The organism is Microcoleus sp. S28C3 (assembly GCF_036700785.1).
GTDB lineage: Bacteria > Cyanobacteriota > Cyanobacteriia > Cyanobacteriales > Microcoleaceae > Microcoleus > Microcoleus asticus.
This window is the reverse complement of the sequence record NZ_JAUBPO010000044.1, coordinates 5539-30186: the sequence shown is the minus strand read 5'-3', so window position 1 is coordinate 30186 and position 24648 is coordinate 5539. Positions and strand designations below refer to the sequence as shown.

General features: G+C 47.8%; 18 protein-coding genes. 7 read left to right on the top strand and 11 right to left on the bottom strand.

Going from position 1 to position 24648, the window contains the following annotated elements:
- The first annotated feature begins 13 nt into the window (after positions 1-13).
- Together QUA13_RS14925 and QUA13_RS14920 are read left to right on the top strand one after the other, a co-directional pair.
- Positions 14-841, top strand: coding sequence for a glycerophosphoryl diester phosphodiesterase membrane domain-containing protein (locus QUA13_RS14925; RefSeq protein ID WP_333199647.1), 828 nt, complete (start codon positions 14-16; stop codon positions 839-841).
- Positions 842-879: 38 nt separating this feature from the next.
- A complete protein-coding gene (locus QUA13_RS14920) occupies positions 880-1668 on the top strand; it encodes an RDD family protein (protein WP_333199645.1) in 789 nt (262 codons plus the stop codon).
- Between the two features lie 72 nt (positions 1669-1740).
- Here QUA13_RS14920 and QUA13_RS14915 read toward each other — a convergent pair whose 3' ends face one another.
- Positions 1741-3846: a GAF domain-containing protein gene (locus QUA13_RS14915; RefSeq protein ID WP_333199643.1), complete on the bottom strand. Its 2106-nt coding sequence runs from the start codon at positions 3844-3846 to the stop codon at positions 1741-1743.
- A gap of 313 nt (positions 3847-4159) precedes the next feature.
- On the opposite strand from QUA13_RS14915, the gene QUA13_RS14910 reads away from it, so the two are divergent.
- The gene (locus QUA13_RS14910) at positions 4160-5071 is read left to right on the top strand and encodes a pantothenate kinase (protein ID WP_333199641.1); all 912 of its coding nucleotides are present in this window, start codon (positions 4160-4162) and stop codon (positions 5069-5071) included.
- Between the two features lie 92 nt (positions 5072-5163).
- Here the strand turns inward: QUA13_RS14910 and QUA13_RS14905 are convergent, their stop codons facing one another.
- The 3 genes from QUA13_RS14905 to bcp all read right to left on the bottom strand — a co-directional run bounded on the left by QUA13_RS14905 (position 5164) and on the right by bcp (position 7135).
- Positions 5164-5970: an alpha/beta hydrolase gene (locus QUA13_RS14905; RefSeq protein ID WP_333199639.1), complete on the bottom strand. Its 807-nt coding sequence runs from the start codon at positions 5968-5970 to the stop codon at positions 5164-5166.
- A gap of 158 nt (positions 5971-6128) precedes the next feature.
- Positions 6129-6584: an NUDIX hydrolase gene (locus QUA13_RS14900; protein WP_333187158.1), complete on the bottom strand. Its 456-nt coding sequence runs from the start codon at positions 6582-6584 to the stop codon at positions 6129-6131.
- 62 nt (positions 6585-6646) lie between these two features.
- Entirely contained in the window at positions 6647-7135 is a 489-nt protein-coding gene (bcp, locus tag QUA13_RS14895) for a thioredoxin-dependent thiol peroxidase (protein ID WP_172185902.1), read from the bottom strand.
- A 464-nt stretch (positions 7136-7599) separates the two neighbouring features.
- Here bcp and QUA13_RS14890 point away from each other — a divergent pair, with 464 nt between their 5' ends.
- Positions 7600-7791, top strand: a complete 192-nt coding sequence (locus QUA13_RS14890) for a hypothetical protein (protein ID WP_190738786.1) — start codon at positions 7600-7602, stop codon at positions 7789-7791.
- A gap of 98 nt (positions 7792-7889) precedes the next feature.
- Here the strand turns inward: QUA13_RS14890 and argH are convergent, their stop codons facing one another.
- The 6 genes from argH to QUA13_RS14860 all read right to left on the bottom strand — a co-directional run bounded on the left by argH (position 7890) and on the right by QUA13_RS14860 (position 15431).
- Positions 7890-9275 (bottom strand): argininosuccinate lyase, encoded by a 1386-nt coding sequence (argH, locus tag QUA13_RS14885; RefSeq protein WP_333199636.1) that lies wholly within the window; start codon positions 9273-9275, stop codon positions 7890-7892.
- A 287-nt stretch (positions 9276-9562) separates the two neighbouring features.
- Positions 9563-9802, bottom strand: coding sequence for a hypothetical protein (locus QUA13_RS14880; RefSeq protein ID WP_333199634.1), 240 nt, complete (start codon positions 9800-9802; stop codon positions 9563-9565).
- Positions 9792-11279 carry a GAF domain-containing SpoIIE family protein phosphatase gene (locus QUA13_RS14875; RefSeq protein ID WP_172185905.1) on the bottom strand — a complete coding sequence of 496 codons (1488 nt, stop codon included), beginning with the start codon at positions 11277-11279 and terminating at the stop codon, positions 9792-9794. Before QUA13_RS14875 ends, QUA13_RS14880 begins: the two co-directional genes overlap by 11 nt.
- A gap of 576 nt (positions 11280-11855) precedes the next feature.
- Positions 11856-13613, bottom strand: a complete 1758-nt coding sequence (ftsY, locus tag QUA13_RS14870) for a signal recognition particle-docking protein FtsY (RefSeq protein ID WP_333199632.1) — start codon at positions 13611-13613, stop codon at positions 11856-11858.
- Positions 13614-13800: 187 nt separating this feature from the next.
- Complete coding sequence (gene nusB / locus QUA13_RS14865) at positions 13801-14433, bottom strand: transcription antitermination factor NusB (protein ID WP_172185907.1); 633 nt, start codon at positions 14431-14433, stop codon at positions 13801-13803.
- 272 nt (positions 14434-14705) lie between these two features.
- Positions 14706-15431 (bottom strand): DUF502 domain-containing protein, encoded by a 726-nt coding sequence (locus QUA13_RS14860; RefSeq protein WP_333199630.1) that lies wholly within the window; start codon positions 15429-15431, stop codon positions 14706-14708.
- 1132 nt (positions 15432-16563) lie between these two features.
- Between QUA13_RS14860 and QUA13_RS14855 the strand changes: the two genes are divergently transcribed.
- On the top strand, positions 16564-19395 hold the full coding sequence (locus QUA13_RS14855) for a PAS domain S-box protein (RefSeq protein WP_333199628.1): 2832 nt from the start codon (positions 16564-16566) through the stop codon (positions 19393-19395).
- Positions 19396-20101: 706 nt separating this feature from the next.
- On the opposite strand, the gene QUA13_RS14850 is transcribed toward QUA13_RS14855, so the two are convergent.
- On the bottom strand, positions 20102-20299 hold the full coding sequence (locus QUA13_RS14850) for a hypothetical protein (protein ID WP_172185910.1): 198 nt from the start codon (positions 20297-20299) through the stop codon (positions 20102-20104).
- Between the two features lie 386 nt (positions 20300-20685).
- On the opposite strand from QUA13_RS14850, the gene QUA13_RS14845 reads away from it, so the two are divergent.
- Complete coding sequence (locus tag QUA13_RS14845) at positions 20686-21039, top strand: STAS domain-containing protein (protein ID WP_333199626.1); 354 nt, start codon at positions 20686-20688, stop codon at positions 21037-21039.
- 140 nt (positions 21040-21179) lie between these two features.
- The gene (locus tag QUA13_RS14840) at positions 21180-24044 is read left to right on the top strand and encodes a TIGR03960 family B12-binding radical SAM protein (RefSeq protein WP_333199624.1); all 2865 of its coding nucleotides are present in this window, start codon (positions 21180-21182) and stop codon (positions 24042-24044) included.
- Positions 24045-24648 lie beyond the last annotated feature (604 nt).

Genomic DNA, 24648 nt, shown 5'->3' with positions numbered 1-24648 from the left:
TACCCATCCTGTCATGCCTAAAAAAAATCTTAGTTCTTCTGGACAAACAGGCCCCTTGAGCGTCGGTAATGTTGTTAGTGCTAGTTTACGGATTTACCGCGACCATTTTAAGCCATATTTTGGTTTGGCATTCGTAGCTTATCTGTGGTTGTTAGTTCCGATTTACGGTTGGGCTAAATATTCTGCGATTTCAGCGCTCATTTCTCGTCTGGCTTTCGGTGAAGTTAGGGAAAAGCCAGAGACTGTCAGTGATGCTCGCCGTGAGGTGAATCCTCGGATGTGGGGTTTGTTCTGGGCGGGTACATTGACATTTCTGATTTTCTTTGGCGTATCCTTGGTAGGTGGGATCGCTATGGCAATATTGGCAGGGGGGGCTGCTGCTATTTTTGGGCAAAATTACGCAATTTTTGCAGCTTTCCTGGTAGTTGCGGTCATTGCTTTTTTAATTATCTATATCCGAATTTTCTCTCGTTTGCTGATTGTTGAGTTGCCGCTGGCGATCGAAAATAATATAGGTGCTAGTTCAGCAATCAGTCGCAGTTGGCAGTTAACTAAGGGGTCGGTCGGACGCATTCAGTGGATAGTTTTTGTGGGCATTTTGGTTTCACTCCCGATGACGATTGTTGTGCAGATACTTACTGTGATCGTTCAAGTTGTTTCAAGTGCAGTTTTGGGCAGAGAGTCTGGTCTATTTTACTTAGTTTATTATATTCTGATTGTGGTACTGAGCATTGTCAGCGGTGCGCTGGTGACTCCTTTTTGGCAGGCTATGAAAGCCATTATCTACTACGACCTCCGCAGCCGCAAAGAAGGTTTGGGTTTGAAAATGCGCGATCGCTAATTAAGCCTAAGTCAAAACACAAAATTTTCTCTACTGCTATGCGACTTTTTAATCGATTCACTCTCCACACTCCAGAAAGTGTTGAACTCGAATTTACCTTAGCGGGAATTGGCAACCGCGCCTACGCATTGCTGATCGACTATATCATTTTTGGTTTGATTCTAATACTGTTTCTAATAGGTGTACTGATCTTTAATTCATTTTTCCTTGAGGCGATCGCAAAGTTGCTAGGAAGTACCAATGGCTTAGAACTCTGGTTGATAGCAGTTCAGGCATTAATTGGTTTTTTCATTTATGTAGGTTACTTTGTATTTTTTGAAACAGCGTGGTCTGGTCAAACACCAGGCAAGCGTTATGTCAAAATCCGAGTAATTCGAGATGACGGCCGTCCAGTCAGGCTTCAACAATCAACATTACGGGCTTTGCTGCGGCCTTTTGACGACTTATTTTTTATAGGTGTATTTTTGATCGTGTTCAACCAGCGGGAAAAACGTTTAGGAGATTTGGTAGGAGGCACCCTGGTAATTCAAGAACAACAACCTATGACACCTGCTGCATTGAAAGTATCAACACCGGCTCGATCCCTAGCAAAAAAATTGCTGATAGAGGCCGATATTTCCAGCTTGCTGCCAGAAGATTTTGCTGTAATTCGAGAGTATTTGCAGCGGCGCGAAGCTATGATACCAAATGCCCGAAATGAATTGAGCAAACAACTGGCTAGTCAGGTTAAACAAATCATTAGTTTGGAAAAACTGCCGACCAAAGTTGATGCTAATGTCTTTTTAGAGGCTGTATATCATGCTTATCAGCAGCAAGTTGACAATTAATATCAAGTCCGGTTAATTACTTACAAATCTACGGGCATGAAGCATTGGTCATTAATCTGACTAAAACAGGAATTATGCACTTACCCTCTGATTTGTCAGCGGCAACTCTACAATAAACTCAGTTCCTTCGCCCACCTGACTGACGCAGCTCAGCTTGCCGCCGTGAGCTTGAACAATTACCTGATAGCACACAGAAAGTCCCAAACCAGTGCCTTTCCCCACAGGTTTAGTAGTAAAAAACGGGTCAAAAATCTTGTCTTGAATTTCTGCAGGAATGCCAGTTCCCGTATCGCGGACAGAGATTGTTACCCAGTCCGGCTCCCTTTGCCAACTGCGGATGGTTAATTCCCCCGGTTTGCTCGTTGACTGGAGCGCATCTAAAGCATTGTCAATCAAATTATAAAATACTTGGTTGATTTGACTGGCATGACATTTGACGGGCGGCAAACTGCCGTATTGTTTGTCGATTTTGATATTTGTTTTTAGCTTATTTTGCAGCATCAAGAAACTGCTTTCTAAACCTTCATTCAAATCTACTGGTTGTAATTCAGCGTGGTCTAAACGAGAAAAATTTCGCAGCGTCATCACGATCGAGCGAATTCTCCCGCTGCCTTCCCGCATAGACTTGAGCAAGTTGCCAAAGTCTTCTCGAATGTAATCCAGTTCGAGTTCTTCATTTATTTTGACAAGTGCTGCCGCTGCTTCCGGGCAGGCATTCCCGGTCAGTTCTAGAGCTTCGTTCAAGACTTTAAAATATTCTTGAGCGTGAAACAAGTTAGCGTGGATGAAATTGTTGGCGTTGTTAATTTCGTGAGCAATTCCCGCTACCATTTGCCCCAAACCGGACATTTTTTCGCTTTGAATCAATTGCTGCTGTGTCGATCGCAATTCTTCTAACGCTGCTTGCAATTGCTGGGTTTGAGCTTGAGATTTGACCGCAGCTTCTCGGACTTTGCTGTAAAGTTCTGCTTGCTGAATGGCGATCGCCATTTGGTCTGCTAGCTGCGACAGCAACTCCATTTCTTGCCGCTGCCAGTTGCGAGTATCCCCGCACTCGTGAGCAATCAGCAAACCCCACAGTTGACCGGGGAATTTAGGATTATAGCTTCCGGCTGTGTCGGGGTAATTTTCTTCTGTTCGCGCGGTAACGATCGGCACGATCAAATTAGCTTTTACCTGCAAACTGTCTAAGAAATTAACGTGGCAAGGCTCTAAACCAGCATTAAAAATATCATTAATTGCTTTGACTCGCCCTTGCTGGTAAAGATCGGCGTAATCTCCCCGGAAACACTTATCCGCCCCCATATCTCCTAAAATTGAAGGCCAAGGAACCGTCATGTTTTCAACAACAACTTTTCCCTGCCAGTTGTCTTGAAACTGGTACATAATTACTCGATCGCACTGCAACAGTTGGCGGACTTCCCTCACCGCTGTTTCCAGGATAGTTCCCAGATCCAGGGTACTGCGAATTTGGTTGCCGATCAGCCGCAGCAGCGATTCTCGTTCGGCTTGGCGGCGCGTTTTGCTGTAGAGTTTGGCTTGATTGATCGCGATTGCCAATTGCGATGCTACCCCTTCTAAAAGCTGCCGTTCCCAATCAGTCCATTCCCGTTCGCGATCGCACTGATGCAAGCCAATTATGCCATTCACTTCACCTTGATAGCGAGTAGCTACTGCCAGCATGGACTTAATCTCCAAAGCTTCGGCAATTTTTTGGGTTTGTGGGTTCAATCCCGGAAAATCGAGAAACTTTGTCACTGCTAGCGACTCTTGCTGAGACACGACGGCAGCCAAATGCGGGTTGTCAGTAATCGGTACTTTCATGCCCAGTTGGATCGGATAGTCCCCCGCGTTGTACTCTCCCCGCGTGACTAAAGTTTTTTCTGTATTTGATTCTTTGACTAAAATGCTCGCGCGGCTGGACTGTAGCGCTTGCCCCAGCAATCGGCAGGCCGATGTCAAAATTTCTTCTATGTCAAGTGTACTGCGAATTTCGTTATTAATTTGGTTCAGCAAGTTTGATAACTGAACTTGCTGCTGCATCTGCACAATTAGGGCTTTTTGTTGGTCTACTTCTGGCTGCGAAAGACTTTCTTCCTGCATCCACTTTTCTGGTTCAGGCAACCGCGAAGTTAATCTCGGCGAGGGGTTTTCGTGTTCTTGTATTTTTAAAGACATATTTACTCAGCATTGGTACAGTATTTTGGTCGATCATGGTTTTTTAGACCTGTGCTTACCCCGCCAAGAGTCCGATCGCAGCTACCAGGACTTTTGGAATATCTTAAGACATTATAAAGGATGCAGCCAGAGCATAGCAATTATTTGCTTTACAAATATTTATAAATATAAAGTATGCGCTCTGCAGCCTACAATACTAATTGGCGCGCCCCATTGAACTTGGTCAGATGTCAAATAGAGTTAACCGCGCGATTAAGCGAATAAAATTAATCTAACATCTATCTTTAGTTCAATATTTGCGCGTTCGAGCATCATGGAAAAATCAATTGCTGACAATTTTCCCCCGCAAGATTGCACCGAGAACCTTACCTCTGAATTGACAGGTAAAGGTCAGATTAAAATAGCTTTGGCGATCGGGAATTCGCGCCTGCACTGGGGATTATTTGCGGGCAAAACTCTGGAGAAAACATGGGATACAGAGCATCTCAAAGCTGATGCTGTTTCCCGGCTCTCCGAGGCCCAAAAGGTCGAATATTTGGTACAAACAGTAAGGAAGTCGATCGAAGAAATATCTTCTCAAAATCTCCGTTGTCTTCCTGCTACTCCCGCTTTTTCTAGTCCTCACACACTTTCTTTAGTTCCCCTGCCTCTAGTTTTAGCCTCAGTTGTTCCCCAACAAACAGCAATTTGGCAGAGTTATCCTGATGTCCGAATTATTACTTTAGACCAGTTACCGATCGGGGGACTCTATCCTACCCTTGGAATTGACAGAGCTTTGGCTTTACTCGGTGCTGGCAACCAATTGGGTTGGCCAGTTTTACTTATAGATGCTGGTACAGCTTTAACATTTACTGGGGCTGATGTCAATAGGTATTTAGTTGGGGGCGCAATCTTACCGGGTTTGGGTTTGCAGTTATCGTCGCTAGGCAAAAAAACCGCTGCATTACCCTTAATCAGCTTACCAGAAAATCTGCCGCACCGCTGGGCTAGCGATACTGCTGGGGCAATTCAAAGCGGAGTTGTGTATGGGACGGTGGCAGGAGTTAGGGATTTTATTGAAGATTGGCGGTGTTTGTTTCCTAATAGCAAAATTGCACTCACGGGGGGCGATCGAACTTTGTTACTGCAATATCTCGCCTCAGCTTTTCCCGATACGGCTTCCGCAGTAATTGTCGCACCCGAAGCCATTTTTTGGGGAATTAGCCTGTTAACTGTTGACGGTTGACGGTTGACGGTTGACGGTTGACGGTTGTCATTTTATCAATGACCAATTCCCAATGGCCAATGACCAATTCCCAATAATTACCACTTACCAATTCACTTAGCAAACTCGCGAATATACTTAGCAACAAGTTCCGGGACTTCCTGCGCCAAATTGGTCTCCCCCGGACTGACCAATTGCAGTTCGGCATTAGGAGCCAGAGCAGCATAGGATTGACATAGAGACGAAGCTGCGAGGGTATCTTCAGAACCGTGTAACAGCAAAACAGGCGCTTTCAGCAAAGGCAAATTCTCATCAACTAATTCCGCTGTAATTTCAACCCGCCGCCGCCGGAACAGCAACTGCACGGCAACTGGGGACTGCATCAACTGCTGTCTGAACTTTAACAGCCTGTCAATCTTGTTTTGGCGGCCCAGCAACTTAGCAATTGGATAGATCGATCGCAGCAACCAGAAAGCGAGGGGTGGTTGGCCGATCAGCCAGCTAGCCGTCTGCCACCGCCCCCGCCGATGGCCGACCTTGACGCCTTCTGGGGCCACCAACACCAAACCCTGAACTCGATCGGGATATTTGATAGCGTAGCTGGCAGCCACCCAGCCACCCACAGAGTGACCGATTAAATAAACCTGTCGCAGCTTCAAAGTATCGAGGTATTGGGCGAGACATTCTACTTCCAGGTCGATCGAATAATGAAGATTCGGGCGTTCCGAGTCGCCAAACCCCAGCAAATCCAGTGCGAAGCATTGGTAGTAGGGGCTCAAATGTTCGATCGTCCTCAGCCACTGACTGCTGTCCTGCCAAGAACCGTGCAAAAATACTAAATTCGGGCCTTGACCGACTTCGTGCCAGAAGATTTGCCCTACAGAGAGTTTGACCCGAGAATTGCGTAACGATGAGTACATCCGGTTAAATATTCAGTAATAAAAAGATGATTAATTTAATGTTCAGAGTTTGTAAATAAAAGTAGGAAAACAGTGAAAATTAATTTCACAGTCATAACAGAAAACTTTTGACGGCGAGGTAATTTCCGACTTCTCTCAAATTTGGATGCCCCGCCGGTTTACGCCAAAGTTGTCAGGCCTTGAAAATAGTCCTGTAAGTGTTGGTCGTTATCGTGGCTGAGCTCGCCCTCCGGCAGCGATGCGGGCAAAAAAGCCTCAACCTCGCTGACTTCAAGCGTATCCTGAACTTGCATCTTTCCATCTACCTCTGCTGCCACCACGATACAAATCGAGTGCAGGCGAGGGTCTCGATCTGCCGCCGAATAAACACCCACCAAGCGGCGGATTTTGACTAAATCGAGTCCTGTTTCCTCTGCTAATTCCCGCCGCACAGTTGTGGGAATATCTTCTCCCCAATCCACCATACCTCCCGGCAGTGCCCAGCGACCGTTGTCGCGGCGGCGAATTAACACAATTCGCCCGTCAGGCAATACCGGAATCACGGCAGTACCAGTGATGGGATGTCGAAAAATCAGCCCCAGCACAGTTTGTCCAATTTGCCACAATCGACGCATAAACTCAAAAGCTTGTTTAGGGGAAAGTAATTTCAGGTTTGTTAGCTGGCAGCTCAAAAGTCTTAATTTTTAATTTTTAATTCAGGCGAGAGGTCTGGCAAGTCTGCTAATATCTCGGCTGCGTGAGTTTCTGCTTTGACTTTCCGATAAACCTTTTCAATCCTACCATCAGGGTCGATCGCGAAGGTCGATCGAGTAATTCCCATAAATTCTTTTCCCATAAACTTTTTGAGTCCGTAACAGCCGTAGGCGGTAGCGACTTCGGCGTTTGAGTCGCACAGCAAGGGAAAAGGCAGTTGATATTTAGCTGCAAACTTGGCGTGGGACCCGGCCCCGTCTGTGCTGACGCCGAGGACTGCAATATTGCGCGACTCGTAGTCTGAGTAAATGTCGCGAAAGCCGCAAGCTTCTTTGGTACAGCCAGGGGTATTGTCCCGAGGGTAAAAGTAAAGTACAACTCGCCGCCCTCGAAAATCTGCAAGGCTGACGAAATTGCCTTGCGCGTCGGGCAGGCTGAAGACAGGAGCTACGTCACCGGGATTGATTGTCATTTGTCGTATTTGTCAAGAGTTTATAGAAATATTCTGGAAGATTGAAAACATTGCGTCCCATCGGGCCCGGATTCCCAGCGACTTGAATCCCCGTGTTCTTTTTTCGGGGTCTTGTGCCGGGTGTGCTATGATCGTCATCGGTCTAAAATTGAGTATAACTAGACAACGTAAAAACTTAACTGGATTAGTTGAGTGCGTAGTCACACCTAACGGTGTTGCGGTTTAGGAAAGCTAAATTTGAACAAAACCTAACTACATAAAGAGAACTGATCGAGTACGGTAGGACATACCGGAATTTACGCTTGGGGAGAAAACACCTCTACTGAGGCTGGAGCAATCCAGTCGCAAGCAAGTGACTTCGCTGAACCAAGAATCTCCGTCACCAAGAGTGCACAGAGTGTCAACCTTAAGAATCCCCGGGCGTGAAAGCCCGGGGACTGTCAATGTTTATTAGTGAGGTCAGAATGGCTAAGCGCCGCAATCTCAAGAAAGAGAAGGCACAACGAAATCAAGCATACGCTCGCAAGTTTCGCAAGCGGAGAAATCAAGATATGTTCTCCAACAAGAGAAGGCGATTTGACGGTGGCAACGGCGGTGGCATGGGCGCCATGAGCGGTGGCGGCAGAGACAAAGACATGGCTGCTGCTGAAGATTAATTGCTGAGGCTATCTGCCGAACTTAGAACCAGAGTGGAAAACACGATCGTTTTAAGGAGAGATAGCCACCCGGAATTTGTCCAATAATTCAACGATGTTTAGGCGATCCGATCGCGCGCAGCGATAAGTGATTTTCTCACTTGTTCAAACCCGGTACCCCCGTAACTATTGCGAGCCGCCACCACTTGCTGAGGTGCGATCGCGCTGTAAATGTCTGTCTCAAACGCAGGGTGCAAATCTTTCCACTCCTCAAGTGTCAAATCTTTGAGGAGTTTGCCCCCCGAGAGGCAAGTTTTGACGACTTTGCCGACTAAGTTGTAAGCTTCGCGGAAGGGAACGCCTTTGGCGGCCAAGTAGTCGGCTACGTCTGTAGCGTTAGAAAAGTCTTCCGTAACTGCCGCGGCGAGGCGATCGCCATTAAACGCGATTCCTTCCCGCAGCAAAATCGTCATTGCTTCCAAGCAACCCTGTACCGTTCTCACGGTATCAAACAAAGCTTCTTTATCTTCTTGCAAATCTTTGTTGTAGGCCAAAGGAAGTCCCTTCACTACTACGAGCAAGGCTTGCAAGTTACCGAACACCCGCCCCGCTTTGCCCCGCACCAACTCCGGCACGTCGGGATTTTTTTTCTGGGGCATGATGCTAGAACCCGTAGCGCAGCTATCTTTGAGCGTAATAAATCCAAATTCGTGAGAAGACCACAAAATCATTTCTTCTGACAAGCGGCTCAGGTGTACCATAATCAAGCTGGCAGCAGCGAGAAATTCTATGGCAAAATCTCGATCGCTCACTCCATCTAAGCTATTAGCATAAACTTTGTCGAATTGCAAGAGTTCTGCCGTATAATTTCGGTCGATCGGGAAAGTCGTCCCCGCCAGCGCGCCACAACCTAAAGGCGAAACATTCACCCGCTTGCAGATATCGCCGAGGCGTTCCCAATCGCGATCGCTCATTTCAAAATAAGCTAACAGGTAATGAGCCAAACTGATCGGCTGAGCGCGCTGCAAATGAGTGTAACCGGGGATTAAAGTTTCCACGTTACGATCGGCAATATCGAGCAAAACCCCTTGAAATTCCCGCAATTGCTCGCGAATTTCTGCGATGCGATCGCGCAAATACAAGCGAGTATCGGTACCTGCTTGATCGTTGCGCGATCGGGCCGTATGCAGCTTTTTCCCCGCATCTCCCACGATATCCGTCAGCCGCTTCTCTACAGCGAAGTGAACGTCTTCTGCCTCAACTCCCGGAACAAAAAGTCCTTGGCGGTATTCGGATCGGATCTGTTCCAAACCATTGACTAACTGTTCGCCTTCTGCTGCGGAAATAATCCCCGTTTTTGCCAGCATTTTAGCGTGAGCGACAGAACCAGTCAAGTCGTACTCAATCAATTCAATATCGAAGCCAATACTAGCATTGAATCGGGCGATCGCCGGGTGCAGCGCCGATTCAAATCTTTGACTCCAAGTTTTTTGTTGTGTTGTCATTGCTCAAGCTAAAACTAGATTATATCTCTGTTGCAGAAGTCTCTAAAAACCAATTTGTAGCAAAGACTTTAGTCCTTCCTCCGGTTTGTAGCAAAGACTTTAGCCCTCCATCCAAATTCGGCAAGAAAAAACTCAAGTCCTGACTGCAAACTTTTTATACATCTATTGACCAGAAAAAACTGAAGTCTTGACTACAAAAATGTAAAACTTTTGCTGCATCAGAAAAAAGTTAACTTGTGGCTACAAACCTTTTAAATCCGTTCCCGATACCTGCTTCGACAAGAACTCTAAGGAATAATCCCTTTAATGAACCAGCCAACAAAAATACCTATAAAAAAAGCTCCTATTTGACCAGTCGAAACAAAATGGTTCCAAGCTTTCTGGAAATTGCTAAAAATGTCGTAGCTTTGACCCAAAACCACCGTCGAACTCAAATGAGATTTCCAAACTAACACGTGAGCAGCATCCTGCCAACTAATCGAGTTGATTAATCCAGCAGTAATTTCCGGCATTAAATTAACTATCATGGTGATTTTCTCCTGCTAAAGGTGTTAGCCTAAGTACAACCAGTGTCATGTCATCTTCATTGCGATTGCCGATGCCTATAAACTGGTGAACCCGATCGAACAAATAATCCAAAATTTCTTCAGAGTGCTGATAATTTTGACAAGCCCACTGAAAAGCCGAGGTCAAGTTATCCTCATCAAACCGATCGCCCCTTTGATTAGCAGCATCAGTAAATCCGTCTGTGTAATAAATAATAGTATCTCCTGGCTGCAATTGAATTTGGGCTTCTTGGTACTGAGAATCAGCATCCAGGCCAATTAACATTCCCTCCAAAGTATCGAGCTGAAGAATCGTATTAGTTGCAGCTTGCCACAGCAAAGGCGGGTGGTGAGCAGCATTGCTGTAAGACAAAACCCGAGTTTTTGGGTCATACTCCGAATAAAACAGAGTCACAAAACGGTGGGAATTTTCCAAATCCGCGTGCATTACCCGGTTTAAATGTTGCAAAATTCTCGCAGGCGAGTGGCGGTTCAAAACCTCGGCCCGCAGCATACCCCGTGTCATCGTCATCAGCAGGCCCGCCGGCACTCCTTTGCCCATCACGTCGCCGATCACGATGCTCCAGCGGCCCTTGTCGATTTTTGACTTGAGATTTTTAATCAGGGATGGGGGGTGTTCCCCCTCATCTTCCTTGCCGATCGGGTCATAGTCAGCGGGAATAAAATCATAATAATCTCCGCCGACTCTGCTAGCAGTTTGGCAGCGGGCGGCTACGTCAAGGCCGGGAATTTTCGGACAACTGCGGGGTTGCAGCCGCAATTGAATTTCCGCCCCGATTTCTAACTCTCTGTCTAAGCGGTCTTTTTCAGCCAACTTAACAGTAAGTTCGTCTTTGCAAATCGCCACGGCCGTTTGATCCGCCACCAACCGAACTAATTTCTGTCTGCTGGGAGTCCAGACATATTGCGGGTCACTGCTAAAAACATAAAGCCGTCCCCGTTCCAAATTCTTGACTAAAATTGGCGCCCCAAACAAATGAACATCCGGGCCCAAATAACGGCCGACTTGTAGGTCGAGACTAGAGGTTTGCCCAGAGGTTTCCGAATAAGATGCAGCATTAGCGCTCGCACCTGCTGTAGCTTGCCTGGTGGCTATTTCCAGCGCTTTTCGCATATCTTGGCACTGCCGTCCTTCCTGACAGTGCAACTGCTGGAACCTGACTTGACCGTTGGGTTTGAACAGCACTAAAGCTCCCCCGTCGGCGTCAGTAACGCGAGTCGCCACTAAAGGCACCAACTCCAAAAATTGGTTGAGATTGTTAAAACTGCGCAGGGCAAATCCCAGCGAACCCAACATATCTTGAACGTTGTGCTGGTATCGGTGCAAGCGTGCCACCAGTTCTTTGAGGGCAAATACTGGCGTCGCGTCGGTGGAATTGCGACCAGGAGGGCGGTCAGCAGGTTGAGGTGAGGGGCGAGGCAAAGGCACAGCAGTCATTTTTAATTTGTGATTTTCGATGTTAGAGGGAGGAATGATTGAGGACTTACGGGCCACTTGAACAGAAACCCGTTTTTTTTTCGAGCAAGTAGTTTGGTTCGATCGAGTAAGTTGGGCACTAGGACATTGGTATCAACTTAAGTCTAAAATTCTTAAGAAATCTCGTTTATAGCTGAGTCTAGATACCCCCTAAATCCACGCTGCTGGCTCTACTTGGACCCGCCCAAGACCGCAGCGGCTCCCCCTAAGAAGAAGGGGGACTTCGACCATTTCCTGTCCCACCCGACTATCAGGGGGGCGCCAGGGAGATCGGGAAGAAAGTGCAATCAGACAGCCTACTGATACTACACATTTGAGCTTAATTTGACACGCTTGTTTGGGCTGGCGGTTTGATCCCAACCAAGCAATAACAGAACTAAGGTATTGTTTCTAGATATTTAGTTTTCACTCGATCGCTCGTGGCGATCGGCGCAAGTCCTGCGATGCTAGTTTGAGGTTAATAATTTGAGATTTTGAAGCTCTGTGTCCGCCTCCAAAAAATGGGCGCGGCTGGCAAATGCCTCATCAATCTAAAATCTAAAATCTAAAATCGAGTAGGGCTTCCACAAATTCGTAACTAGAAAACGGACGCAAGTCTTCGATGCTTTCCCCTACTCCTATAAAGCGGATTGGCAGACCAAGCTGCTGCACTACTGCTAGGGCAACACCACCTTTAGCAGAACCGTCGAGCTTTGTCAATACTACTCCGCTTAATTTTGCAGATTCTGCGAATACTTCTGCCTGTCGCAAACCATTTTGACCCAGTGTTGCATCCAAGACCAGTAGAGATTCTACGGTAGCGCCTGGGGCTTTCTTATCTACTATGCGACGGATTTTACTTAATTCGTCCATCAGATTTTTTTTGTTTTGCAGGCGGCCTGCGGTGTCTACGATCAGCAGTTCAGTGCCTCGGGCGCTGGCGGCGGCGATCGCATCAAAGACGACAGCAGCCGGATCGGTATTTTTCCCTGGGTTGGCAATAATTTCGACGCCGCTGCGGGAACCCCAAACTTTCACTTGTTCGACGGCGGCGGCGCGGAAAGTGTCGGCTGCAGCAATTAGGGTTTTGTAGCCGGATTTTTGGGCAATGTGGGCAAGTTTGCCGATCGTCGTAGTTTTGCCCGCACCGTTGACTCCTACGATCAACCAGATGTTGAAGGTGTCTTTTTCCGGGGCAAATGTCAGACTGTAGGCGGGATTGCCGGCGGCTGTTTCGGCACAGGGAGCGTCGAGAATATCGCGCAGGATGGTTTTGAGGTAGGCTAGAGCCTGTTCTGGCGGCAGCACTTCTTGTTTTAGTCTTTCTTGGAGGCGACTGATAATGATGTCGGTGGCTGCGACTCCGACATCGGCTTGTAGCAGCAAAGTCTCAATTTCGGCTACCGCGTCTTGATTGAGCGGGCCTTGACCGACGATCGCCTTTAGTCGATTAATTAAGCTGCGGCGAGTTCTTTCTAAGCCTTTCCGCAGTTTTTGCAGCCAAGTGATTTCTTCAACGGATACTTGATCTGGCCGGCGGCCTTGACTGGCTAAGATTTCTGAAGACCACAGGAAGCCTTCGTCAAAGGCGAAACCGGGAATTTCTTCGATAATTGCCGCTCTCTCGGCGGTGGCTGCAATTGCCTCTGGTTCTTCAATTGCGGTTTCTTTGAGGCGTTCGATGCGCTCGATGCGATCGGCCTGAGCTCTTGCCCAAAACGGCAGGGCTTCCGCTGCTTCGCCCTCAGATGCGAGTGATTCGGTTTCTACAACCTCCGTTGCAGGTTCGGCAATTTCTATATTTTCTGCTGTAACTTCTAATTTTTGAGCAATAGGTGAAATATCGATCGCCCCGGCTGTTTGTTGCAGAGTTTCGGCAATTTCTACTGGGTTAGCTGCATCGATTTCTACCGCCTCGGTAGCTTCAACTACTGGAGCTTCTGCCACTTCTGAAACTTCTGCAACAGTTTGTGCTTTCGGTGCTGGTTCGAGTTCGTGAGCCTCGGTTGTTTCCACAGTCGCCGCTTCTGGAACTTCTGGAACTGTCGCGATTTCTGTTTCGGCTGTTGGAACCTCGGGCGCTGCTGTCTCGGAAACTTCTGTTTCGGGTTTTTGCTGTTTTTGAATATTTTTGTAAGCAGCTTTGGCCCAGTTGAGATAATCTTCGGCTACAGCAGGAGAGCCTTGCTCTGTTGCATCTGTTTGAGGCTCAACCGATGCCGATTTTGCCGGCTCATCTGGCGGCTGTTCGGGGGTTGCCTCTGTTTCAGAAGATTTGCTTTCGCTGTACTGGCGACGAAACCAATTAAATACCATAGGAAATTGCGAATATAGTTATCAGTCCCTAGTTTAGAGCCGATTGCCGATTGCTGATTGGTGTGATTGCCGATTGCTCATGACTCTGGGTAAGGTGCGCGGCCGGAAGGGCACCCTACAGACTGCGGGGTAAGTAAGGTGCGCGACCGGAAGGGCACCCTACAGACTATTGACTGATGATTGAGGACTACGGACTAACAACTTCTGCATTGATTTTATCGACTACTCGGCGGAGGACTCCGTTGATGAAGCGATGTCCTTCGTCACCGCTGTAGCGTTTTGCGAGTTGGACGGCTTCGCTGACGCTGACTTGTTCGGCTAGGCCCAGATATAGGATTTCGGCGATGGCGATTCTCATGATATCTCGATCGATCCTGGCCAAGCGTTCTATTTGCCAGTCTACCAGCGCTTCCGAGAGCAATTCGTCAATTTGAACGCGGTTGGCGCTGACTTTCGTCAGGATTTGCAAAGCATAGGTGCGGACATCTTGCTGGTTGGCTAGCTGGATCAGTTCTGGAAACTCCATTGCTGAACCGAGACGGTTGATGGCGGTTTGGGTGAGTTCGACTGCTTCCCGCACCATTGTTCTAGCACTTTGTATATCGGCAGCGCGGATTTCGCTGGCAAGCAGTTTGTCGCTACTCCGCTGCACTTCGGATGCTGCTGTTTCTAGGGCTTCTTGAACTTCTGTTGTCAGGGCGCGGATGGCTGCGAGGAGAACATCTTGCAGTTTCTTGGCTTCTAAGAGCTCTGGATTCGTCGGCAGTTGGCTGATGCCGAGGAGTGCGAGTTCGCGTGCTGTTTCGCGGGCTTTTTTCATAGTTTTTAGATAGGAATTGAGAATTTAGGAAGTTTTTCGATCGCGCGCCGACTTGGACTTTAGCAGAAAACTAAACTAAAAGCGGTACAAAACCAGCCCTCTGACTCGCCAGCGGCGGGTTGTTTACAGATACTTCGCTGTCAAACCCCAGATTTATGCTCGAAACCGGGTTTCTGAATGTAGGCTGTCTCGGTTTGGGCTGGTTTTGTCCAAATATTATCTGCTATGGCGAAAGTTTACACGGCTTTACGGGCGAATAAAGATGTCTTGGTTTAGTCTTCTTCGACTGGGACAGCCTGGTATCTTGATTCAGATACCAAGGGTTCGAGTGTTTTGCCCTTATTGTTTTCGGGGGGTACTGGAACTGAGTTGCTGGGGTTGACGATGCCGCCGGAGATGATGACTTTAAAGGCATCTTCGATCGACATTGACAAATTGACTAAATCTGCCTCCGGGACTATAGCGTACCATCCGGTGGTGGGGTTGGGAGTGGTAGGGATGAAAATGCCGATCGGGGTTTCGCCGGACAGGTGAGGCGGAATATCGTTAGTCTCGATCGTACCGGTCACAAATGCTAAAGTCCAGATTCCCCGGCGGGGATATTCCACTAACACCACGCGGCGAAATTTGTCGTTTGAGTTGAGGATGGTTCCCAGCAGTTGTTTGAGAGTTTTGTAAACCGAACCGGCTAGGGGAATTGCCTGCAACAGCCGTTCGCCAAAGTCTAGCAGCCACTTGCCGAAAATGTTGCGGGCCATTAAACCGATGACTAAGATGCTCAGCAGGGGCACAGCCAGCCCTACTAATAGATTTAGCAGATTCACCAAAATCGGGTGGAGTCCGTCAAAAGGGTTGATCTGCTTGGGAATTTTGGTGAGAAAATTGATGACCCAACTGGCGACGGTAATTGTCAGCCAGATGGTGGTAGCTAACGGTATCACTACCAGTAGGCCTGCGATCAGGTCGTTTTTTAAGTCTTGTTTGATGCGTTGGAGCACGGCGGGTCAAATCTCCTCGTAACTGGTTGCCAATAACCTGAATAAACCTGAGACTAAAGCAACTGCACGGGCTTTACTGCAAGTCACCATAGACGATCGTCTTCAATTGTGCGAAACCCTACCCTTTCTGACGGGGAAGAGTTCAGGATCGCCGGTGCTGTACCTATATTTTAAAGAATTATTGCAAGTTGGCGCTTGCTTTTAATATATGCGGGCTGTGCAGCAGCTCACCGTATTGTATATTTTAAGACAGTTTGGCTCTGGCTCAACCAATAAGCCGATCGGTCAGAGGCTACCTGGGTGTGCAAGTGTAGTGAGTCCAGAGGAAATTTTCTGTGATTGGTGTCGGAAATTAATTGCTCGATCGAGCTTTCTCATATTTTATGCCGGGTAACACTTCTTTCTACCGAATTCAGCGGAATCTATGCAGGGTGAGTTTAATGTTTATCCAAAAATATATCTTTGGACAGATGCAAGGCGAGTACAATTTTCACTATACAAAGAGTGATTTTTGACGAACGAAGGCGATCGACAAGCCAAATGTTCGCCCGGTTTCAACTGTTGCATTGTAGGCAAATCCGGCAAAAAGTAAAGCAGACACACCAGCAACTTTCACTTTTTTGAAGGGATCGATCGAAATTAAGGATATAAGGCCAAAATTAAAGCGAATTTAAGCTTTAGAGGAGTGGCAAAGCAATTTAGAAGTAACTCGGGGTTCGCTACAAAAAAATAATCTGCCAAACGAGGTAGCAGTAGTTAGCAGTAAGCGAGATAAATTACTAAATAGCTAGTTGTTTCTAGCAGTAAGAGCGAGACTATTTGTTTGACAGGGTATGGTTAAACTGCTGGCAAGAAGCAAGACCACAGCGGTGTGGAGTGATTGAAAGCAGGTGAAAGTTAAGGAAAAGCAAGGGCGATAGGCAATCAAGTTAGACCAGAGATTAACCTTGCTGCAAGTAGCAAAAGACTTGATTAGAAGTTATGATTGAAATGTGAAAGCTTAACTGATGAAACAATGGATTTTTACATTTTTTTAGGCAATTTAACACGCAATACTTTTGTGGATCGCACTTAACAAGTAGCTGCCAGAGGGGGTTGTGTGAGAACTAATATATAAATAAAAGGAATTTTTGTGAAAAAGCTCAATATCCTCTTAGTAGAAGACAGTCCCCTAGATGCCGAACTGATTGAGGCATATCTAATAGATGGCGGAATCGAATTTTCTCTGCTGTGTGTGGAAACTCGGGAAGACTTTGCTAACGCGCTGGAAAAACACTATTTTGACATTATTTTGGCAGATTATATGTTGCCTTGTTTTAGCGGAGAAGAAGCGCTGGAAATCGCCCACGCTACTTGTCCGGGAGTGCCGTTTATTTTTGTGTCGGCTACTTTGGGCGAGGAAGTGGCGATCGAAACTTTGAAAAGCGGCGCTACCGATTATGTTCTCAAACGCCGTTTGATACGCTTGGTGCCGTCGATTCAGCGGGCCCTGCGGGAAGTTCAAGAACGGAACGACCGCAAGCAAGCCGAAGCACAGCAGCAGGAGAGCGAAGCTCGATTTCGGATTATGGCAGATACCGCGCCGGTGATGATTTGGATGTCGGACACTGACCAACTTGGCGATTACTTTAACAAAGGATGGCTGAAGTTTACCGGTAGAACTTTGGCGCAAGAAAGGGACACTGGTTGGATGGAAAGCTTGCACCCCGATGACTTGCCAGAATGTCGGGATATTTACCGGAGAGCTTTCGACGATCGCACCGAGTACCGGATCGAATGCCGCATGAGGCGCTACGACGGGGAATACCGCTGGGTTTTGGGTACGGGCGTACCTAGGTACAGGCCCGATCGCACTTTTGCAGGTTACATCGGTTCTTACATCGATATTAGCGATCGAAAACTTGCAGAACAAGAACGCGGTGCTGCTTTGTTGCGCGAACAAGCAGCTCGCCAGCAAGCAGAAGAAACAGCTAAAGCGCTGCAATCGGCAAACGATCGAATTACTAACATTCTCGAAAGCATTACCGACGCTTTTATCGCGGTCGATTTAAAGGGGAACTACACCTATGTCAACCAGAAAGCTCTGGAGCTTTTAGGCAAGTCAGAAGCCGAACTGATCGGTAAAAATGTTTGGGAGATATTTCCCTGGGCTATCGATTTACCGTTTAACAAAATGGCTGGCAAAGCATTAGCAGAAAAGGTTACGGTCGAATATGAAGAATTCGTGCCGTTATGGAATAAGTGGTTGAAGGTGCGTTTTTATCCTTCCGATTCTGGTTTGTCGGCTTACATCCAAGACGTTAGCGATCGCAAGCAAGCAGAAGCTGCACTCAAAGCTAGCGAAGAAAAGCTGAAAATGTTGGCCGAAGCTAACTTAATGGGAATTATCTTCGGAGATGTTAACGGCAATATCGTGGAGGCTAACGATGAATTTTTGCGGATAGTTGGTTACACGCGGGAACAGTTGCAGCGCGGGGAATTAAACTGGATTGACATCACGCCGCCGGAGTACCTCTGTCTCGACGAGAAGGGGATTGCAGAGGCACAAGCAACGGGGGCTTGCACTCCCTACGAAAAGGAATTTTGGAGGAGAGACGGCAGCCGGATTCCGGTGTTGATCGGATATGTTTTGCTGGCCAAAAAGCGGCAAGAATCTGTGGCTTTTATTCTCGATTTGACCGTTGGCAAACAATTGGAAAGAGAACTGCAAGCTCGAGCCCAGGAATTGGCGCGGGCGAACCGGATTAAAGATGAATTTCTGGGAACTTTGTCCCACGAATTGCGAACGCCGCTCAATGCGATGCTGGGATGGGCGCAACTGCTGCGCAACCGCAAGTTTGACGAAAAAACCACGGTTCGGGCTCTGGAAACGATCGACCGCAATACGCGATCGCTGGCAACTCTGATCGAGGATTTGTTGGACGTGTCGCAGATTATTACCGGCAAACTGTCGCTGAATTTGCGGTCAGTGGATTTGATTTCGACTGTTGAGTCTGCGCTCCATACTCTCGCACCCGCGATTGGAGCAAAAAATATTGCAATTGTGACGGATTTCGACACAACTGCGGGGCGGATTTTTGGCGATGCCGGCCGCTTGCAACAGGTAGCGTGGAATTTGCTGTCGAATGCGATTAAGTTTACTCCCGATGGCGGACAGGTGAGGGTGGCGGTGCGGAAGCTGGAGGGGACGCTCGCCCCTGAGGACTCCGCTTGCTGTACAAATTTGTCGCTCGCTAGTGTGGAAATTGAGGTCAGCGACACCGGACAAGGGATTGCGGAAGAGTTTTTGCCCCACGTTTTCGATCGGTTCAGCCAAGCTGACAGTTCTACAAAGCGATCGTACAACGGATTGGGTTTGGGTTTGGCCCTAGTGCGCCATTTTGTGGAAATGCACGGGGGGACGGTGCAAGCGGAATCGGCCGGGAAGGGACAAGGAGCGAGCTTTTTGGTGAGATTGCCAATTAAACAGCCAAATGGCGACTGCGGATTTTCTGTTTCCGGGCCAGAGGAGTTTGCGGTTGCTCACAGCAAGAAGGCGCGAGCCCCTGTAAATAAGTCTTTTGTCAGCAGCAATCTTTCTGGATTGCGGGTGTTGGTGGTCGATACCGACGCGGATTGCCTGGATTTGGCTTGTACAGTGCTCGAAGATTGCGGGGCCCTGGTGGAGACCGCTAGCTCGGGAATGGAAGCCCTGGAGGCGCTCGCCAGGCTGAATCCGGATGTGTTGGCGATCGATATCGAGATGCAGGCCCCTGATGGAGAGGCTCTGCTCCCGCAAGTACGATCGCTCGTGGCGGACAGGGAAATTCCGGCGTTGGCGTTCACGGCGGTTGGTAGGGTAGAGGAACGGGTACGGGCGCTGCAGCAAGGTTTTCAAATTTACGTGTCCAAGCCGATCGAGCCTGTTGAGTTGGTCGCGGTGGTGCAAAGTTTGGCGGCGCGATCGAACGATTTTAGATTTTAGATTTTAGATTTTAGATTGACTCCGCGATGACGGATGTCGTAACTACAAATCAATTTTCTGGCATTCGAGCGATCGTAGCATCCGGGCGAAAAATGTTTTTTTCAAGTCAGTTCGTAGGGTGCGTAATGGCTCAAACTTGCTTACCAATTACCAATCAAGTATCTCAGCACAAAAAAACCGGGAGCATCTCAGTTTTGCATTTACTGTCCGTCTGCGACCGTCTCCCTCTCACTCCTAAAAAATGCTTGTTGTAAAAAAAACCTGCCTCTACCTGAGTCTGCTAACAGCAAGTATGAGTGTTAATTACAATTAACCTAATTTGTCAAGTCTCTAAAGTTATAAATTTAATTTAGGTCAAAATTTTTTGCTTTCGATCGCAGGTGCAGGGACGATCGCCCTTAACAGTATCTCCTCAAATCTCAAGTTCAGTAACTAGCTGCTTCATTAAGCCTGAGTTTTAATCACAATTAAACCTAATTTGTCAAGCCTCTAAAGTTATAAATTTAATTTAGGTCAAAATTTTTTGCTTTCGATCGGAGGTGCAGGGACGATCGCCCTTAACAGTATCTCCTCAAATCTCAACTTCAGTAACTAGCTGCTTCATTTGGAAAATATTCTGCTGGGGTCAAGGCTTCTCACACTCCTCTATTTCCCAGCGTGCAAGGATTTTTCCCCTCTTTAATATTGACTGGTCGTCCCGTTGCAACTATCCACAGGTAGATACCAATTGCACCCGGCCAGCATCCATTTCATCCATTAATAACTCTAAAGCCTCATAATCAATATCCGAGATGTACCCCAAACGGGTGAGCTCGTAGTTGATTTCGTTTTCAATGTCAGGTGTCAACTGCTTAATGTAGAGGGCTTTTTCTACAAGTTGACGAATAGCATGAGTTGCTTGCATAGTAGGTCGGAGAACTCCGTACAGTTTTATTTTCCTCTGAACAGTCCAGCGAGCAAGTGATCTAAATCAGAACTAACAAGTGATTCCAATTACATTGTTCTGTTTAACCTAACAGCTAGGGCAAGGTCGATCGCAATGTTTACACTTACCAATACTAAACCTACTGGCATAAATAAAAAATAGTATAGTAGCTTACTTTTCCTCCGCAAATCTTACGCAAAATTTCATAAAAAACAGTCAATAAATAAAGATTACGTAAAAATACTGAAAACAACTGGTCGGTTTCCCTTATAGTAAGCTAGGCTCAGAGTAATCAAGTAGGTTTAGGCTTACACCTGTCCAGCGCAGTAGTTGAAAATACGTAGCAACCATAGGTTTGACATATTATGCAGACACTTCTTGCCCATAAACCAATTACGGTGATTCGACCCCTAGACCACCTGAATGCAGCCACCTCCGGAGAATTCGGACGGGAACTCATCACAGCAATTGCAGCCCCTGGGGTTGTAGCGGTACTCGTAGATTTGGGCGCAGTAACATTTATTGACAGTGCCGGTTTGATGGCATTGGTTTCGGGCCTCAAGCAGGCGAAAAGAATGGGGCGCAGGTTTAGTATTTGCTCGGTATCCCCCGGGATTAGGATGATTCTGGAACTCAGTCAACTCGATCGAGTTTTTGAGATATTTGAAAATGTCGATAGCTTTGAAGCCGAAAACTCCTGCGCAAACCAGCACTGGTAGAGGTTCCTCCTCGGCGAAAACAAGCAACAAAACCGAGTAAATTCGGTTAAATGCCCCAAAAGACAGAGGACTGCCGTTGGCGTGTTGGCAGATTTTAAGGTAGGCTGCTTAAGAGTCGCAGATATTTAGCGAGTCGAGCCGTGGCAGTAAAAGTCGAAGAATTACTTTCAGCAGAAATCAATCAGCCTGCTCGTTATCTGGGAAACGAATTGGGGGCTGCCCACAAGGATTGGGACGGGGCGTCTGTGCGCTGGGTGCTCACTTACCCAGAAGTGTATGAAGTTGGTGCTTCCAATTTGGGGCACATCATCCTTTACAACATTTTGAATGCCTTGCCGAGGCAGTTGTGCGATCGAGCTTATTTGCCCGCACCAGACTTGGCAGCAAAACTGCGATCGACTCAAACTCCCCTGTTTGCGGTAGAATCCAGGCGATCGCTCACAGAATTTGATATTCTGGGCTTCAGCCTGAGCTACGAACTGGGAGCAACAAACATTCTGGAAATGCTGGATTTAGCCGGCATTCCCCTAACTTGGCAAGAAAGAGCGACAAATGACCAAAACGGTCAAATGCCGCTGATTTTTGCTGGCGGGCAAACAGCAACTTCCAATCCCGAACCCTACGCTGACTTTTTTGACTTCATCGCTTTGGGAGATGGAGAAGAATTGCTGCCAGAAATTGGCTTGATTTTGGCAGAAGGCAAAACTAATAATTTGAGCCGAGAAGCATTGCTGCTGGATTTAGCGCAAATTCCAGGCGTCTACGTCCCGCAATTTTACGACATGGCGGCCGACGGTTCTGTTCATCCCAACCGCCCGCAAGTTCCAGAACGAATTCTGCGCCGCGTCGCGACTCCGATACCAGCTTATTCGATCGGCCTGGTTCCCTACGTCCAGACAGTACACGACAGACTGACAGTAGAAATCCGCCGGGGATGCACCCGCGGCTGTCGCTTCTGTCAGCCGGGAATGCTGACTCGCCCCGCGCGCGATGTCGAACCGCAGCAAGTCGTAGAGGCGATCGAACAGGGAATGCAAGCCACCGGGCACAGCGAGTTTTCCCTGCTTTCCCTCAGTTGTTCCGACTATCTGGCACTCCCAGCAGTCGGGATGGAAATCAAAAATCGCCTGAAAGATAAAAATATTTCTCTGTCTCTACCCAGCCAGCGGGTTGACAGATTTGACGATAATATTGCCGACATTCTCGGCGGCACGCGGCAAAGCGGTTTGACTTTTGCCCCGGAAGCTGGTACTCAGCGGATGCGGGACATCGTTAACAAAGGTTTGACAAACGAAGAATTGCTCCGGGGTGTCAAAACTGCGGTCGATCGCGGCTGGGATAAAATCAAGCTGTATTTTATGATCGGTTTGCCTGGGGAAACAGATTTTGATGTTCTGGGCATCGCCGAAACAGTCCGCTGGCTGCACCGCGAATGCAGGGTGGATGGCCGGCGGGGACTGAATTTTAACTTGACAATTTCTAATTTTACGCCTAAGCCTCACACTCCTTTTCAGTGGCACTCGGTTTCTACTGCTGAGTTTTCCCGCAAGCAAAAACTCCTGAAGGGAGAATTTCGGGGGATGCGGGGCGTAAAAGTGAATTACACTGATGTGCGCATTTCGGCAATGGAGGATTTTGTCGGACGGGGCGATCGGCGTTTGGCTGCTGTAGTCCGCCGCGCTTGGGAACTTGGCGCGGGTATGGATGCGTGGTGGGAAAGTTTGGATCAGGCTTACAAAGCTTGGACTCAGGCGATCGACGAGTCGGGCCTTACCTGGAAATACCGCCAAGTCGAAAGCGGCGAGTGGAATCTTTTTGAGAAGGAAGACGAGAAGGAAGAAGGAAGTTCGGCAACGGATTCTGTAACGGATGTAACGGATGTAACGGATGTCAGTTCGATGTCCGTCGGAAGAAGGAAGAAGGAAGAAGGAAGAAGGAAGAAGGAAGAAGGAAGAGAAATCAAGGAAGATTTTCCCAATTCTCCGGATCTCCCCCACTCCCCCTCCCCCACTCTCCCCCTCTCTCTCGATCGGGCCCTGCCTTGGGATCACTTAGATACGGGAATCGACAAAAACTGGCTGAAAATTGACTTGCAAAAGGCTTTAGAAGCAGCGACGGTTCCCGACTGTTCCTTTGAAGGCTGTTCGCGCTGCGGGGTTTGCGGCACCGATTTCGGACACAATGTGGTTGTGGATGCGCTGCCAATTCCTGAGTTTGCCGGGGAGTTCGTGCCGAATACGGAGCGGAAACAGCGTTTGCGGGTTTGGTTCGGGAAGGTGGGCGATATGGCTTTGGTGGGTCATTTGGATTTGCTCCGATTGCTCGATCGAGTAGTCCGCAGAGCTGATTTGCCGATTTCTTTTACTGGCGGGTTCCACCCGAACCCTCGGATTTCTCTGGCAAATGCTCTGCCTCTGGGCGTTACCAGCACTGGCGAAATTGCCGACTTTGAGCTAACTGAGCCGATCGATATTGAGAGTTTTCGGGAAAAGTTGGCCGCAAAGCTGCCGGAAAATATTCCGATTTACAAGGTTGAGCCGATCGATCTCAAGGCTGCTTCTGCCAGTCAGTTGTTGGAAGCAGCGGAGTACGTGATTACTGTCGCTGTAGCGGGCTCGTTGACAGAAAATGGCGAATTAGACCGTGAAAATTCTGCTCCTGTCTCCGTCGCTCCTGATGCCAACTGGGAAGCTTGGGTGAAGACGATCGCCGAAACCGAGGCTTTTTGGCGGGTGCACACTACTAAGTCGGGAAAGACGCAGGATGTCAATTTGCGCGATCGGCTGCACAAACTAGAACTTGTAGAGCAGAAAGCAGAAAGCAGCGCCTCTGCCTCTGGCGGTACATCCGAAAGTAGAGCCGTCTTGCGCTTTACCGGCAGTTGTCGCAGCGACGGCAACTTGCTAAAGCCAGAACATATTGTTTTCATGCTCGAACAAGTCAGTCAGCAGCAAATTCAGCTTCAGCAGGTTGAGCGTAGTCAGCTAATACTGGGTTATGGTTAAAATAGGGGAGCTGTGGTGGAATATTTCACCTTCGGCTCTAGTCGATCGGGATGTTTCGTTTCACGCTATAATCGCTTGTTATGGAAGCCACGGCGGCTCGAGCGCTTTAGTCGCTCGCCGCCCTCGTCAACCAGCAACGCGGGCTGGGTGCAAATTGCTTCTGTTCAAGACTTCAAGCCTTTTTGTTGTACATTCACAGGCTAAATCTAGCGCCAAACCCGCAGGAGCGGGGTATGAACCAAATTTAGCGATTAATTTCGACCGATCGACTGGTTGTCGGCCGTCGGCTTACTCAAAAATTTAACGGTTCAAGCCGCAGAGCGGGTATTCAACAATAGATGTTTTTGCCCCGTCAAAAAACGGAGATAAGCCCCCGACTTAAGTCGTGGAGAACCAAAAATTTTAGATTTTAGACTAAAGTTCAATCTCCCAGATTCATCTGTGGAGTAAATCTAAAATCTAAAATCTAAAATCTAAAATCGACTGACCCGTCAAAAAACGGAGATAAGCCCCCGACTTAAGTCGTAGAGAACCAAAAATTTTAGATTTTAGACTAAAGTTCAATCTCCCAGATTCATCTGTGGAGTAAATCTAAAATCTAAAA